At 47.2% G+C, this 13,419-nt stretch carries 16 protein-coding genes; 14 read left to right on the top strand and 2 right to left on the bottom strand.

Features of this window, described 5'->3' with window-relative positions; genetic code table 11:
- Nucleotides 1-15 precede the first annotated feature (15 nt).
- The 8 genes from fliL to flhB are packed head-to-tail and all read left to right on the top strand — an operon-like array spanning nucleotide 16 to nucleotide 5,496.
- A complete protein-coding gene (gene fliL / locus EAE30_RS09240; protein ID WP_123015641.1) occupies nucleotides 16-507 on the top strand; it encodes a flagellar basal body-associated protein FliL in 492 nt (163 codons plus the stop codon).
- Nucleotides 508-514: 7 nt separating this feature from the next.
- Nucleotides 515-1,600: a flagellar motor switch protein FliM gene (gene fliM / locus EAE30_RS09245; protein ID WP_123015642.1), complete on the top strand. Its 1,086-nt coding sequence runs from the start codon at nucleotides 515-517 to the stop codon at nucleotides 1,598-1,600.
- 17 nt (nucleotides 1,601-1,617) lie between these two features.
- On the top strand, nucleotides 1,618-2,028 hold the full coding sequence (gene fliN, locus EAE30_RS09250) for a flagellar motor switch protein FliN (protein WP_123015643.1): 411 nt from the start codon (nucleotides 1,618-1,620) through the stop codon (nucleotides 2,026-2,028).
- A 2-nt stretch (nucleotides 2,029-2,030) separates the two neighbouring features.
- Nucleotides 2,031-2,426: a flagellar biosynthetic protein FliO gene (gene fliO / locus EAE30_RS09255; RefSeq protein ID WP_123015644.1), complete on the top strand. Its 396-nt coding sequence runs from the start codon at nucleotides 2,031-2,033 to the stop codon at nucleotides 2,424-2,426.
- A 28-nt stretch (nucleotides 2,427-2,454) separates the two neighbouring features.
- Complete coding sequence (fliP, locus tag EAE30_RS09260) at nucleotides 2,455-3,276, top strand: flagellar type III secretion system pore protein FliP (protein ID WP_390259267.1); 822 nt, start codon at nucleotides 2,455-2,457, stop codon at nucleotides 3,274-3,276.
- A 14-nt stretch (nucleotides 3,277-3,290) separates the two neighbouring features.
- Nucleotides 3,291-3,560: a flagellar biosynthesis protein FliQ gene (gene fliQ / locus EAE30_RS09265; protein ID WP_077311567.1), complete on the top strand. Its 270-nt coding sequence runs from the start codon at nucleotides 3,291-3,293 to the stop codon at nucleotides 3,558-3,560.
- An 8-nt stretch (nucleotides 3,561-3,568) separates the two neighbouring features.
- On the top strand, nucleotides 3,569-4,351 hold the full coding sequence (gene fliR / locus EAE30_RS09270; protein WP_123015646.1) for a flagellar biosynthetic protein FliR: 783 nt from the start codon (nucleotides 3,569-3,571) through the stop codon (nucleotides 4,349-4,351).
- Nucleotides 4,352-4,365: 14 nt separating this feature from the next.
- Nucleotides 4,366-5,496: a flagellar biosynthesis protein FlhB gene (gene flhB, locus EAE30_RS09275; RefSeq protein WP_123015647.1), complete on the top strand. Its 1,131-nt coding sequence runs from the start codon at nucleotides 4,366-4,368 to the stop codon at nucleotides 5,494-5,496.
- Nucleotides 5,497-5,501: 5 nt separating this feature from the next.
- Here flhB and smrB read toward each other — a convergent pair whose 3' ends face one another.
- On the bottom strand, nucleotides 5,502-6,056 hold the full coding sequence (smrB, locus tag EAE30_RS09280) for an endonuclease SmrB (protein WP_123015648.1): 555 nt from the start codon (nucleotides 6,054-6,056) through the stop codon (nucleotides 5,502-5,504).
- A gap of 62 nt (nucleotides 6,057-6,118) precedes the next feature.
- On the opposite strand from smrB, the gene prmB reads away from it, so the two are divergent.
- From prmB to EAE30_RS09305, 5 genes are all read left to right on the top strand, one after another.
- A complete protein-coding gene (gene prmB, locus EAE30_RS09285) occupies nucleotides 6,119-7,051 on the top strand; it encodes a 50S ribosomal protein L3 N(5)-glutamine methyltransferase (protein ID WP_123015649.1) in 933 nt (310 codons plus the stop codon).
- 179 nt (nucleotides 7,052-7,230) lie between these two features.
- Complete coding sequence (aroC, locus tag EAE30_RS09290; protein WP_123017315.1) at nucleotides 7,231-8,316, top strand: chorismate synthase; 1,086 nt, start codon at nucleotides 7,231-7,233, stop codon at nucleotides 8,314-8,316.
- Between the two features lie 119 nt (nucleotides 8,317-8,435).
- Complete coding sequence (locus EAE30_RS09295) at nucleotides 8,436-8,966, top strand: elongation factor P hydroxylase (RefSeq protein WP_123015650.1); 531 nt, start codon at nucleotides 8,436-8,438, stop codon at nucleotides 8,964-8,966.
- Nucleotides 8,967-8,976: 10 nt separating this feature from the next.
- Nucleotides 8,977-9,243 carry a YfcL family protein gene (locus EAE30_RS09300; protein ID WP_123015651.1) on the top strand — a complete coding sequence of 89 codons (267 nt, stop codon included), beginning with the start codon at nucleotides 8,977-8,979 and terminating at the stop codon, nucleotides 9,241-9,243.
- 97 nt (nucleotides 9,244-9,340) lie between these two features.
- Nucleotides 9,341-9,868, top strand: coding sequence for an NADPH-dependent FMN reductase (locus EAE30_RS09305; protein ID WP_123015652.1), 528 nt, complete (start codon nucleotides 9,341-9,343; stop codon nucleotides 9,866-9,868).
- Between the two features lie 84 nt (nucleotides 9,869-9,952).
- Here the strand turns inward: EAE30_RS09305 and mnmC are convergent, their stop codons facing one another.
- Entirely contained in the window at nucleotides 9,953-11,992 is a 2,040-nt protein-coding gene (mnmC, locus tag EAE30_RS09310) for a bifunctional tRNA (5-methylaminomethyl-2-thiouridine)(34)-methyltransferase MnmC2/FAD-dependent 5-carboxymethylaminomethyl-2-thiouridine(34) oxidoreductase MnmC1 (protein WP_123015653.1), read from the bottom strand.
- A gap of 118 nt (nucleotides 11,993-12,110) precedes the next feature.
- Between mnmC and fabB the strand changes: the two genes are divergently transcribed.
- Nucleotides 12,111-13,322, top strand: coding sequence for a beta-ketoacyl-ACP synthase I (gene fabB / locus EAE30_RS09315; protein ID WP_123015654.1), 1,212 nt, complete (start codon nucleotides 12,111-12,113; stop codon nucleotides 13,320-13,322).
- Nucleotides 13,323-13,419 lie beyond the last annotated feature (97 nt).

Genomic DNA, 13,419 nt, shown 5'->3' on the forward strand with positions numbered 1-13,419 from the left:
ATACTTAGGATAGATATGGCAGACGAAGACGCGCCGAAAAAAGGCAAAAGCAAACTACTGATTATCATTATTGCCGTTGTGGTGTTGCTCTTAGGGGGCGGTGGTGCTGCATTTTTCCTCATGGGCGGCGATGATTCTGATGCTCAGGCTGAAAAGAGTGAGCAGCAAGCCGCCCAAAAACCGCAGATGCCGGTTTCTTATGTTAATTTAGCGGAGCCTTTCGTCTTTAATGTCAGTGGTGATTCACGTAGCCGTATGGTGCAAATTAAAGTGCAATTGATGGTGAGGGGCGCGGAAAATGAAAATTTAGCGCGCTATCATTCGCCTCTCATTGAAAGCACATTATTGTCGACGTTTGCTGCCGCCAAGTTAGAACAACTGCGCAGCCCGACTGGACGCGTTGAATTACGGAAACGGGCGACCGATGACATCAAAACGGCACTTGGTAAGGCCGTAGGGTCTCCGGTGATTGAACGTGTGTTATTTACCGATTTTGTAATGCAATAGGTGAGATGTGACGGATCTATTAAGCCAAGACGAAATTGATGCGCTATTACACGGTGTTGATGGCGTAGATGATGAAGAGGATGATCACGACTCGCAGTCGCAAGCGGAGTCGATGTCCTTTGATTTCTCGTCACAAGACCGCATTGTTCGTGGGCGAATGCCGACTCTCGAACTTATTAATGAACGGTTTGCGCGTCATTTACGCATCAGCTTATTTAATATGCTGCGCAAAACCGCAGAGGTGTCGATCAACGGCGTGCAAATGATGAAGTTTGGCGAATATCAAAACACGCTATATGTCCCGACCAGTTTGAATATGGTGCGTTTTCGACCGTTAAAAGGGACGGCGTTGGTCACGATGGAAGCTCGTCTCGTCTTCATTTTGGTAGAAAACTTTTTTGGCGGTGATGGACGCTACCATGCCCGGATTGAGGGGCGTGAGTTTACTCCGACAGAGCGGCGCGTGATCCAATTATTGCTGAAAATTGTCTTTGGTGATTATAAAGAGGCATGGTCACCCGTGATGGGGGTTGAGTTCGAATATTTGGATTCGGAAGTGAACCCAAGTATGGCGAATATTGTCAGCCCAACGGAAATGATCGTGGTGAGTTCCTTTCATATTGAAGTGGATGGCGGCGGTGGCGACTTCCATGTCGTGATGCCGTATTCCATGGTTGAGCCTATCCGTGAATTGCTTGATGCTGGTGTGCAGTCCGATAAAATGGAAACCGATGTACGCTGGAGCTCGGCATTACGTGATGAGATTATGGATGTTCCGGTGAACTTTCGAGTGAACTTATTAGAAAAAGACATTGCCTTACGCGATCTCATGGAACTGCAGCCGGGCGATGTGATCCCCATCGACATGCCAGAACATGCGACCATGTTTGTAGAAGAATTGCCGACCTATCGAGTGAAGATGGGGCGATCCAATGACAAATTAGCCGTACAGATTTCTGAGAAGATTCGTCGCCCGGATGTGGTTAAAACGGATCTGGCATTTTTAAGTAAAGACATTATGGCTGAACTTGAGGATGAAGAGCACGACAATGAAAGTGGCAATGAACAACAACACTTTTCTGGTTTAGATTAAGACAAAGGTAGCAAGAGATGGCAAAGAGCGAAGACGAAAAGCTGGCGGATGAGTGGGCAGCGGCTCTCGGTGAAGATCCCAGTGCGCCTGAAATCGACGTAGACGAGGTGCTAGCAGCGCCGTTAGACGATTTAAAAGATACCTCATCGCCGATCAGTGATGATGAGCGCCGTAAGTTAGACTCGATTATGGACATTCCGGTGACCATTTCGATGGAAGTTGGGCGTTCGAAGATCAGTATCCGTAACTTATTACAATTAAACCAAGGTTCGGTGGTCGAGCTTGACCGTATTGCCGGTGAGGCCTTAGATGTCATGGTAAATGGTACGTTGATCGCGCACGGTGAAGTGGTGGTGGTCAACGATAAGTTTGGTATTCGTTTAACCGATGTTATCAGTCAAACTGAACGTATTAAGAAATTGAGATAGTGATGAAAAAACGCATAAGCTTGTTGCTTATTCCAGTACCGGCTTGGGCAGACACGGCTCAAGCCGGTCAATTCGATATGGCGACAGGGATTGGCTCACTTCTGTTTGTCTTAGCGTTGATCGTTTTTTTGGGGTGGCTTCTTAAGCGTATGCGTATTCCAACCATGGGACAGCAGAAAGGTCTACGTATTGTGCGTCAGATTCCGGTGGGGACAAAAGAGCGCATTATGATCATTGAAGCGGGAGGCGAACAGTTTCTTGTGGGGTCGACGACCCAATCCATTCAATTGATCTCTAAATTGGAACAGCCACTAACGGAAGAAGAGGCGGTGATGACCCCTTTTGCCCAACAATTCACTCGGTTACTGAAAAAGCATGACAATACGACTTCAAAATAAACACGGACGTTGGCCGATGACGATGCTTATGAGTCTGCTGTTAGGCATGATGTTGGCGATGATGCCAGTATTATCGCATGCCCAGCAAGAAGATGGAGCATCGAGCCGTCAAACCTACAGTGTCGATACCTCATCTGGCGGCAGCTCTCGGTCTATGTCGATCACCAATGGCAGTGGTGGTATTCCTGCGGTGACTATGCATACCAATCCTGATGGTAGCCAAGATTACTCGATTAAGTTGCAAGTATTAGCGCTGATGACGTTGCTCGGCTTTTTGCCGGCCATTGTCATTTTGATGACGTCATTTACTCGTATCGTCGTGGTGATGTCGATATTACGACAAGCGATGGGGCTGCAACAAACACCATCGAACCAAGTGATCATCGGCATCTCTTTGTTTCTGACGTTTTTTATTATGTCCCCCGTGTTTAATAAGATTAACGACACCGCTTTGCAGCCCTATTTAAATGAAAAAATTAATGCGCGTCAGGCGTTTGATTTGGCAGAGCAGCCGATGAAATCGTTTATGCTAAAGCAAACGCGCATAAAAGATTTAGAAACGTTCGTGAATATTGCTGGGGCAAAAGTCGATGACCCACAAGATGTCTCGATGGCGATTTTAATTCCAGCCTTTATTACGTCTGAGCTAAAAACAGCGTTCCAAATTGGTTTCATGTTGTTTTTACCTTTTTTGATCATCGATTTAGTGGTCGCATCGGTCTTGATGGCAATGGGTATGATGATGTTATCCCCCATGATTGTCTCGTTACCGTTTAAACTTATGTTGTTTGTGCTTGTGGATGGATGGAATTTAATTCTCTCGACCTTAGCTGGCAGCTTTGTGATGTGATTTAAGGAGACGCAATGACACCTGAAATGTTCGTTGAACTCTTTCGTCAGGCCTTATGGATGGTGCTGATGATGGTGTGTGCGATCGTCGTACCCAGCCTATTAATCGGCTTAGTGGTTGCGGTCTTCCAAGCGGCGACCTCCATCAATGAACAAACCTTAAGCTTTCTCCCCCGCTTGATTGTGACGCTGCTGGCATTGATGTTTTTTGGACACTGGATGACCCAAACCATGATGGAATTTTTCTATGCCATGATTGACCGGTTACCGGATGTCTTACATTAGGATGCCCCATGGTTTTTGATGAAAATACCATCATTAATGTTATCGCGAACTATTTTTGGCCGTTTACGCGCATATCGGCCATGTTAATGGTCATGACGGTCACTGGGGCTCGTTTTGTCTCACCGCGCATCCGCCTTTACTTATCTTTGGCTATCACCTTAGCGGTGATGCCAGCGATCCCACAAGTGCCTCAGTCGATTGAAGTGGTATCATTACGCGGTTTCATGATCACGTTTCAGCAGATAGTGATTGGTGTGAGCATGGGCATGGTCACTCAGTTTGTGATACAAACCTTTGTTCTACTTGGGCAAATTATTGGGATGCAATCGAGTTTGGGGTTTGCCTCGATGGTTGACCCCGCCAATGGTCAAAGCACGCCTTTGCTCGGTCAGTTGTTCATGTTTCTGTCGACGCTATTTTTCTTGGTCAGTGATGGTCATCTTGAAATGATTCATCTGGTGGTCATCAGCTTTAAAACGTTACCGATCGGCGATGGCTCATTGAGTGTGGTTGATTTTCGTGAAATGGCTCAGTGGCTTGGTTATATTTTCCAAGTTGGCTTACGTATGTCGTTGGCGGCGGTCGTTGCACTGCTGACGATCAATTTATCGTTTGGTGTCATGACACGCGCGGCTCCGCAGTTAAATATTTTCTCTTTAGGCTTTTCTTTTGCGCTATTAGTCGGTCTATTACTGTGCTGGTATTTAGTTGGCGGGCTATATCATCAATATGAAGTATACTGGCAACAGGGCGAAGCACAATTGTGCCGTTTAATACGCGCGAGTTGCTAATCTAGGAGGCGGAGTTGGCAGAATCCGACGGTCAAGAAAGAACCGAAGACGCCACCCCCCGAAGGCAGGAGCAAGCCAAAGAAAAGGGCCAGGTTGCCCGTTCTAAAGAGCTTGCCTCAGTATCGGTGTTGGTGGTGGGAGCCGTATCGCTAATGTGGTTTGGACAGACATTAGCGCAAGGGTTATTTAATACGATGAAACGAATGTTTTCGTTAAGTCGTAATGAAATCTTCGATCTTGATAAATTATTTCAAATCGCGGAAGGGACGATCACCCATCTGTTTTTCCCCGTATTCCTAGTACTGTTGACCCTATTCATTGCTGCACTCATTGGTGCTTCCGCTTTAGGAGGGATCAGCTTTTCTGCCGAAGCAGCGCGACCTAAGTTGTCCAAAATGAGCCCACTGGCTGGGATTAAGCGTATGTTCGGCGTACAAAGCTTAGTCGAGCTCGTTAAATCCATTCTCAAAGTCTCGTTAGTCGCTGGGATGGCTTTTTTTCTTATCGTGCGTTCCAAAGACGATTTATTCCAATTACCGTTTGATGTCTTCCCGCAAAATATCTTTCATGCTCTCGATATATTGATGAATTTTGTGTTGCTGATCAGTTGTTCGTTGCTCGTGGTGGTGGCGATCGATATTCCATTTCAGATTTGGCAGCATGCCAATCAGTTGAAAATGACCAAGCAAGAAGTCAAAGATGAGCATAAAGATACCGAAGGTAAGCCGGAGGTAAAAGGTCGTATTCGTATGTTGCAACGTGAGGCGGCGCAGCGAAGAATGATGTCGGATGTGCCTCAAGCCGATGTGATTGTCACCAACCCTGAGCATTTTTCTATCGCGTTGCGGTATAAGCAAGACTCGGATAAAGCGCCGATAGTCGTAGCGAAAGGGGTCGATCATATGGCCATGAAAATTCGAGAAGTGGCTCGCGAGCATGACATTACCATCGTGGCGGCGCCACCGTTAGCGCGGGCGCTGTATCATACGACCGAGCTGGAGCAAGAAATTCCTGATGATTTGTTTATTGCAGTCGCTCAGGTATTGGCCTATGTCTTTCAGCTTAAGCAATATCGGCGCCGCGGTGGCCAGCGCCCTAAGCTCAACGAAGACAATATGCCGATTCCACCAGACATGCGTTACTAAGTGATCTATTTATCCGGCACGTTCAGCAGGACCAATAACGCACCATGCCCACCAAATTCAAGCGGCGCTTGGTGAAAAGCCATTACGTCGGGGTGTTGTGCGAGCCATAGTGGTACTTTTTGTTTGAGAATGTGCTTACCGATACCATGCTGCACACACGCGCAAATTTCCCCTTGTTTAATACAATAGGCAATCATGGCACCTAATTCACGCTTAGCTTGATCTTGGGTCACGCCATGTAAGTCCAGAAAAACATCCGGTGCATACACCCCGCGGCGTAACTTTTTCACTTCGTATTTCGACACATCCGCTCGTGCATAACGCATGGGACCGTCCGTATTGAGCATGGGCGTGAACTCATCGGAAAAGTAGAAGTCGTTATCTGTGGCTTCACGAGCTTGCCGACGAATTTCTTTCTGTTTTTGGTTTCTTATTGGTTGCTGGATTATGGTATCCTGATGAAACTTTTTTACGCCTTTTACTGCGTCCCGAAAGAGAGCGAAATCGTCATCGGCAAAAACCTCATTTGGATCCTTTCCGTCGGTGTCTTTTTTGTTCATAAGGGAAGTTAAACTTATATTAATCATAACTGGCAGTATTGTAGCGCTTTTTGGAGGCAAATTTGGATAAGATTTTCGTTGATGAGGCGGTTTCTGAACTGTATACGCTTCAGGATATGATTCGCTGGACGGTCAGCCGCTTTAATGCAGCTCACTTATTTTATGGTCACGGTACAGATAATGCGTGGGATGAAGCGGTTCAACTGATTTTACCGACACTGTACTTGCCGATTGATGTGCCTCCGCATGTATTGAATTCACGTTTGACCAGTAGTGAGCGTCTTCGCGTGGTAGACCGGGTCATTCGGCGCATTAATGAACATACGCCCGTTGCGTATTTGACCAACAAAGCGTGGTTCTGTGGTTTAGAATTCTTTGTGGATGAACGTGTTCTTGTACCGCGCTCTCCCATTGGTGAGTTGATTCAAAACCAATTTCAGCCTTGGCTAGTGGAAACGCCTGAGCGCGTACTGGATTTGTGTACGGGCAGTGGATGTATTGCGATTGCCTGTGCCTATGCATTCCCAGATGCGGAAGTTGATGCTGTCGATATTTCGGTTGATGCGCTGCAAGTGGCAGAGCAAAACATTCAGGAACACGGTCTAGAGCAGCAAGTCATTCCGGTTCGTTCGGATTTATTACGCGATGTACCAGAAGTTCAATATGACTTGATCGTATCTAATCCGCCGTATGTTGATGCGGAAGATATGGACAGCTTGCCCGATGAATTCCGTCATGAACCGGAACTGGGGTTAGCCGCGGGGACGGATGGTTTGAAGCTGGTACGCCGAATTTTAGCGAATGCGCCGAAATACCTGACAGAAAAAGGGATTTTGATTTGTGAAGTCGGAAACTCTATGGTTCACCTGATGGATCAATATCCGCATATTCCTTTTACTTGGATCGAGTTTGAAAATGGTGGGCATGGTGTCTTTATGTTGACACGAGAGCAACTGGTTGAGTGTGCTGATGAGTTTTCATTATACCTTGACTAAAGCCCGATGAGCTTTGCGACAACGCCAGTCAATGACTGGCGTTTTTTGTTTCTGCCGTCAGGGGCTCACGTGAATTAGGGCTTTACATCAAATCGTAATAACGCCACTATTGATTTACGAATAATAGAGTAATGCGGCTTATTGGTTTTGACTGATAAGTGCTAATGATCGAGGAACGCATGGCAGGAAACAGTATCGGACAACATTTTCGAGTGACGACATTCGGAGAAAGTCACGGTATCGCACTAGGATGTATCGTAGATGGGTGTCCTCCAGGTTTGGCATTAAGTGAAGCGGATTTACAACGAGATTTGGATCGCCGTCGTCCAGGAACATCACGTTATACGACCCAGCGCCGAGAACCGGATGAAGTAAAAATCTTATCAGGGGTGTTTGAAGGACAAACGACGGGCACATCCATTGGTTTGCTGATCGAAAATACGGATCAGCGCTCTAAAGATTATTCTGATATCAAAGATAAATTCCGTCCGGGGCATGCTGACTATACCTATCACCAAAAATATGGTGTCCGTGATTATCGTGGGGGTGGCCGTTCTTCAGCCCGAGAAACCGCAATGCGAGTCGCTGCTGGCGCGGTTGCCAAGAAATATTTGCAGCAAGAGTTTGGTATTGAAGTCCGCGCTTACCTTTCCCAAATGGGCGATGTGTCGATCGATAAGGTGGATTGGAGCGAAATTGAAAATAATGCGTTCTTCTGCCCTGACGTTGATAAAGTACCAGAGTTTGATGCATTAATCCGAGATCTTAAAAAGCAAGGTGACTCGATTGGTGCGAAGATTCAAGTGGTTGCGACTCAAGTGCCTGTAGGCCTTGGCGAACCTGTCTTTGATCGTCTGGATGCCGATATTGCGCATGCATTAATGAGTATTAATGCGGTGAAAGGTGTGGAAATTGGTGACGGTTTTGCGGTGGTCTCTCAAAAAGGCAGTGAGCACCGTGATATTTTGACCCCTGAAGGGTTCAACAGCAATCATGCGGGAGGTGTCCTAGGTGGCATTTCTAGTGGCCAAGACATCGTGGCAAATATTGCGCTGAAACCCACATCGAGTATCACCATTCCGGGTGAAACGATTAACAAAGAGGGCGAGTCGACCGAGCTTATCACTAAAGGTCGTCATGATCCGTGTGTCGGTATTCGTGCGGTTCCCATTGCGGAGGCGATGTTAGCCATCGTATTAATGGATCATCTATTGCGCCATCGTGGTCAAAATAGTGGCGTCCAGTCTGCCACACCACAGATATAACTGCTCGGAATCAATCGAGAGGCGTCGCATTGCGGCGTCTTTTTGTTTTCCCTTTACCTCTGCGTAAAAATCTGGACAATGCACGTGTCTAATCGAGATATAACCTCAACCGTAAACCTATGACCCATCAAATCACAGACTTAATTCGTCTTTTTAATGAGACGTTTATGGCTGAATATCAGACGCAGTTAGTCAAAGGAGAAGATGAACCGATTTATCTCCCTGCGGATGAGAACGAGCCGTATCATCGTATTATCTTTGCTCATGGTTTTTATGCCTCTGCATTACATGAAATTTCTCACTGGCTTGTCGCTGGACCTGAACGACGCTTGTTAGAGGACTTTGGTTATTGGTATGAGCCGGACGGGCGAACCGCAGACGTTCAAGCGAAATTTGAAGCCGTCGAGGTGCGTCCTCAAGCCTATGAGTGGATTCTCTCGATGAGTGCTGGCTTTGCTTTCTCCGTCAGTTGTGACAACTTAAATGGTGAGTGTGAGCCTGACAGAGTGCAATTTATGCAGCGTGTGCATCGTGAAGTCTTGAATATTCTTGAGGTTGGTTTGCCACCTCGCGTAGCCGCGTTATCACATGCTTTACGGGTATTTTATCAAACGCCACCACTGCACGCTGAGCAATTTATAGTGAAATAATGAGAACGAGATGATTATTGAATTTGAAGAAAAAATGTTGAATATGATCGACGAGCTTTACGCTACGGCAACCGAGGATGAACTGTTTGCTGGAGGGTACTTGCGTGGCCATATATCTTTGTCTGCGGCCGATTGCGAAGAACAAGGTATCACGGATGTTGAGGTACTTAAACGTCGCATTGAAGCGAGTCTGCATGACACACGTTCTGAGCTAACCCCGAAAGATCAGGCTATCGTTGAACGCGTTTGGCACAACTTATTAGCGCGTACCGCATAAGTAAAGTCTTTCCTTCGTGCTATTTGTGGCGGTTCCTTGTGGGTGACAGGGAGAGTGCTACAGTATAAGGACGAGTTCACCGACATGAGGGTAGAAAATGAAAGTGATTGCTTATGGAGCAAGTACGAGCTCACGATCAATTAATAAAGCACTGGCGACATATGCGGCCAATCAGATTGAAGGGGCTGATGTAACCGTGCTCGATCTCAATGATTATCCTGTGCCCATGTTCAGTGAGGACAAAGAACGGGAAATCGGTCATGCAGAGGGGGCTCAGGCATTTCTGGATGACATTGCCAGTGCAGAGGCGTTAGTGATTTCTTTTGCGGAGCATAATGGGCATTATCCCGCAGCGTATAAGAATTTATTTGATTGGGCGACACGGATTGATAATCAGGTGTTTCGTAATATTCCTGCCATCTACTTGGCGACCTCTCCTGGTCAGGGTGGGGCTCAGTCATCATTATCGGCCGCGGTCACGTCTGCGCCGTTTTTTGCCGGTAACGTAGTGGGGTCATTATCCGTCCCGAGTTTTTATGACAACTTTGATCTGGAGAAAGGGCAAATGATTAACCCTGAACTGGACAAAGAAGTGAAAGCGGTGGTGAACAAACTCAAAGCATAGTAAGCGCACCAAACGTGGTTTGTCTGAGACAAAATAGCCCCGACCGAATGAGGTCGGGGCTATTTTTTGCCGTTGGTGAGGTTGTTACTTATGGCTCGATCTTGAACGACGTACGATCGCTTTGCCTTTCTTCAATTTTCGCACCCACATTCGGCTGGGGTGTAATGTTTCCAGTACGTCGACGGGAAAAGGCATCGGTTGCTGGCACATCTGCGAGGCTAAGGCTTCACCGAGTAACGGAGCCGATGTTAACCCGCGTGCGCCAAGGCCTAAAAAGGCATAGAGGTTAGGGTAGCTGGCAACGGGCTTTACATCCTGCGGCGCCATGGTATGAAGATCGGCATAGTCAGCCATAATGTGAGAAAAACGACCGATATTTCCGACAAACGGTAAGTGATCGCGACTGACACAGCGCACTCCCTGACGTGACCAGTTATCACTGGAGTCCACCGTCTCCGTCCAAGGTTGTGGTACGCAGTGACGCAAGCGCTTCACATTATCAATTTGTGCTTGAGGCTCGAACGTCGTATCCGTTTGATTGCGGTGATAGCTGGCTCCAATGCAATGCGTTTGGGTAACGGGATCCGCGGGAGTCATATATCCGTCGTAGCACAATACCGTTTGCAGTTCCGTTAGCGTGTCATTGGTCGGTACATGACTGACTTGACCTTTTACTTTACCGAGCGGCAGATCTTGTGTTTGTGTGAAATGATCAAATTGATGGCCTGTCGCGATGACCACCGCTTGGTGTGGTCTTGTGGTGCTCCCATCATCGAGATGCCAGTGCTGAGAGTCTTCTTGCCAATCGAGTGACTGTATCGGGCATTGATAATGAACGACGAGGCCGCGTTGTTGTAAATGCTGTAATAAGCCCGTGGTCAACTGCTCTGGGCTAAGCCAGCCACCGAGTGGGTAATGTACCGAGGGCAAGCCAATATGTTGTTTGGTTATCGCATCGGTTTCCTGAGCATTTAAACCATGCACGAGATTAGGGTCGAACTGATCTTGCAGTAAGCGATGTAGCTTTTTCGCCGATTTTTCGTCCCACATTAATTGTGTTACACCACACCAACTATGTGCAAAATCAAAATGCTGCGCTGCTTGATTAAGGAATTGACGAGCAAAGACAAACGCCGGAGCAAATACTCGAGAGACATCATCATGGTTGCCATTGAGTAAGGGATAAAGTGCGCCTTGGCGGTTACCGGACGCCCCACACGCTGGCTTTTCATCTTGGCAATAGAGCGTGACGCTTATACCGCGATGAATGAGTGCATTGGCAAGACAGGCACTGGCAATACCACCGCCAATGATCGCCACATCGTGCAGGTTGTCTGTACCTTGATGCGCGAACCATGGGTGGATATTGGTATAGGGTTTTTTATGGGCTAAATGACCAACAATCATGTCGCGTTTGGTGCCGAAACCTTTGACTTTTTTCATGTCAAAGCCCGCTTCAATCAAGCCGCGCCTCACAAAACCAGCGGCGGTGAAGGTGGCGACGCTGCAGTCTTGCTTCGCAAGTTGCACCATGCCATTGAAGAGGTCTTGGCTCCACATATCTGGGTTTTTACTCGGTGCAAAACCATCGAGAAACCAAGCATCAACCAAGCCGTGTTCTGGTGTGGGTACTGAGGGCAAACAGGTTTTGATATCGCCAAACCAGAGGTCTACAGTGATCAGGCCGTCGGCGAAAATCATGCGATGGCATTCAGGAATGGCGAGCGGATATTGGTCTTGTAGTTGAGTGGCATATTCGGCTAATTCTGGCCATGCTTGATGAGCCTTAATTAAATCGTCTTTTGTTAGTGGGTATTTCTCAAAACTGATAAAATGCAGAGATTGGAGTGGGGCTTCTGGATTGTTTTGGCGAAAAGCCTCAAACCATTGCCAAAGCGCTAAGAAATTTAACCCCGTGCCGAATCCCGTTTCCGCAACGACAAAGCGAGGATGCTGGTAATGCTCCCAGCGTGTTGGCAGTTGGTTTTGAGTAAGAAAAACATAACGGGTTTCATCGAGTCCATTGACATTGGAAAAGTAGACATCATCGAATTGGTCCGAAACAGGGGTCCCTGATTCATTCCAGTCAAGATGTGCATGGGTAATAGAAGTAGTCATGGTCATTTTGGCTAACGCTGCGGTAAGAATATAGGTGATTGTACGGATTTATAGGAAAGCTGACCACTTCTGTTACTAGAAATCTGTTATCATTAGAAAGAATTTTGAATTATAGGAATGTCACATGAAACGAGTCGTAATCACCGGTATGGGGATTATTTCAAGTATCGGTAACAACGTCGAAGAAGTGTTAGCGTCTCTAAAAGCAGGCAAATCAGGTATCACCGCTTCTGAGGAATTTAAAGAACATGGTTTACGTTCTCAAGTTTGGGGTGACCTGAAGATCAACCCAGCTGAGCATATTGACCGCAAGCGGATGCGTTTCATGGGGGATGCGGCTTCATATGCATACCTAGCATTAGAGCAAGCGATTGAGAACTCGGGTCTTTCTCCTGAACAAGTGTCGAACGATCGCACTGGTATCATTGCCGGCTCTGGTGGTGCATCAGGCTTTAACCAAGCGGTTGCAGTGGATACGGCGCGTGAAAAAGGCGTAAAGCGTGTTGGACCATACATGGTAACGCGTACAATGGCGTCAACGGTATCAGCGTGTCTTGCGACACCGTTTAAAATTCGCGGCATTAACTACTCAATCAGTTCAGCGTGTGCGACGTCAGCACACTGTATCGGTAACGCCATGGAGCTTATCCAGTTAGGCAAGCAGGATGTTGTGTTTGCTGGTGGTGGTGAAGAGTTGAACTGGACGTCGTCTATTATGTTTGACGGTATGGGGGCTCTCTCAACGAAGTATAATGATACTCCAGAGAAAGCGTCACGTACTTACGATGCGAATCGTGATGGTTTTGTTATTTCTGGTGGCGGCGGTATGGTCGTACTTGAAGAACTTGAGCATGCGCTTGCGCGTGGTGCGACCATCTATGGCGAAGTCGTCGGTTACGGTGCGACATCGGATGGTTACGATATGGTTGCGCCATCAGGCGAAGGCGCCGTACGTTGTATGAAGATGGCGATGCAAGGCATTGACTCTGTCGACTACGTCAACACGCACGGCACATCAACTCCTGTTGGTGATGTGAAAGAGCTTGGCGCGATTCAAGAAATCTTTGGTCAAAACAGTCCTGCGATTTCTGCAACAAAAGCGATGACCGGTCATGCACTTGGTGCTGCGGGGGTTCACGAAGCGATTTATTCAATGCTGATGCTAAATCACAACTTTGTGACTCCAAGTATCAACATTGAAGAGCTAGATGAAGCGGCGCACGGTCTAGACATCGTGACAGAAACCCGTGAACAAGAGCTAAACACGGTTATGTCGAATAGCTTTGGCTTCGGTGGCACGAATGCCACTTTGGTGATGAAAAAATACCAAGGCTAAACGTCTGCGCCGATGAGTCGCATGTGGCGCGAGTGAAATACGTTACTTAGGTGATGACGCTATTTTACACACGACACAGCTCATTATGCCCGGCTAC

Origin of the sequence: Vibrio zhugei (assembly GCF_003716875.1) — a bacterium.
In the GTDB taxonomy this organism is placed as follows: domain Bacteria; phylum Pseudomonadota; class Gammaproteobacteria; order Enterobacterales; family Vibrionaceae; genus Vibrio; species Vibrio zhugei.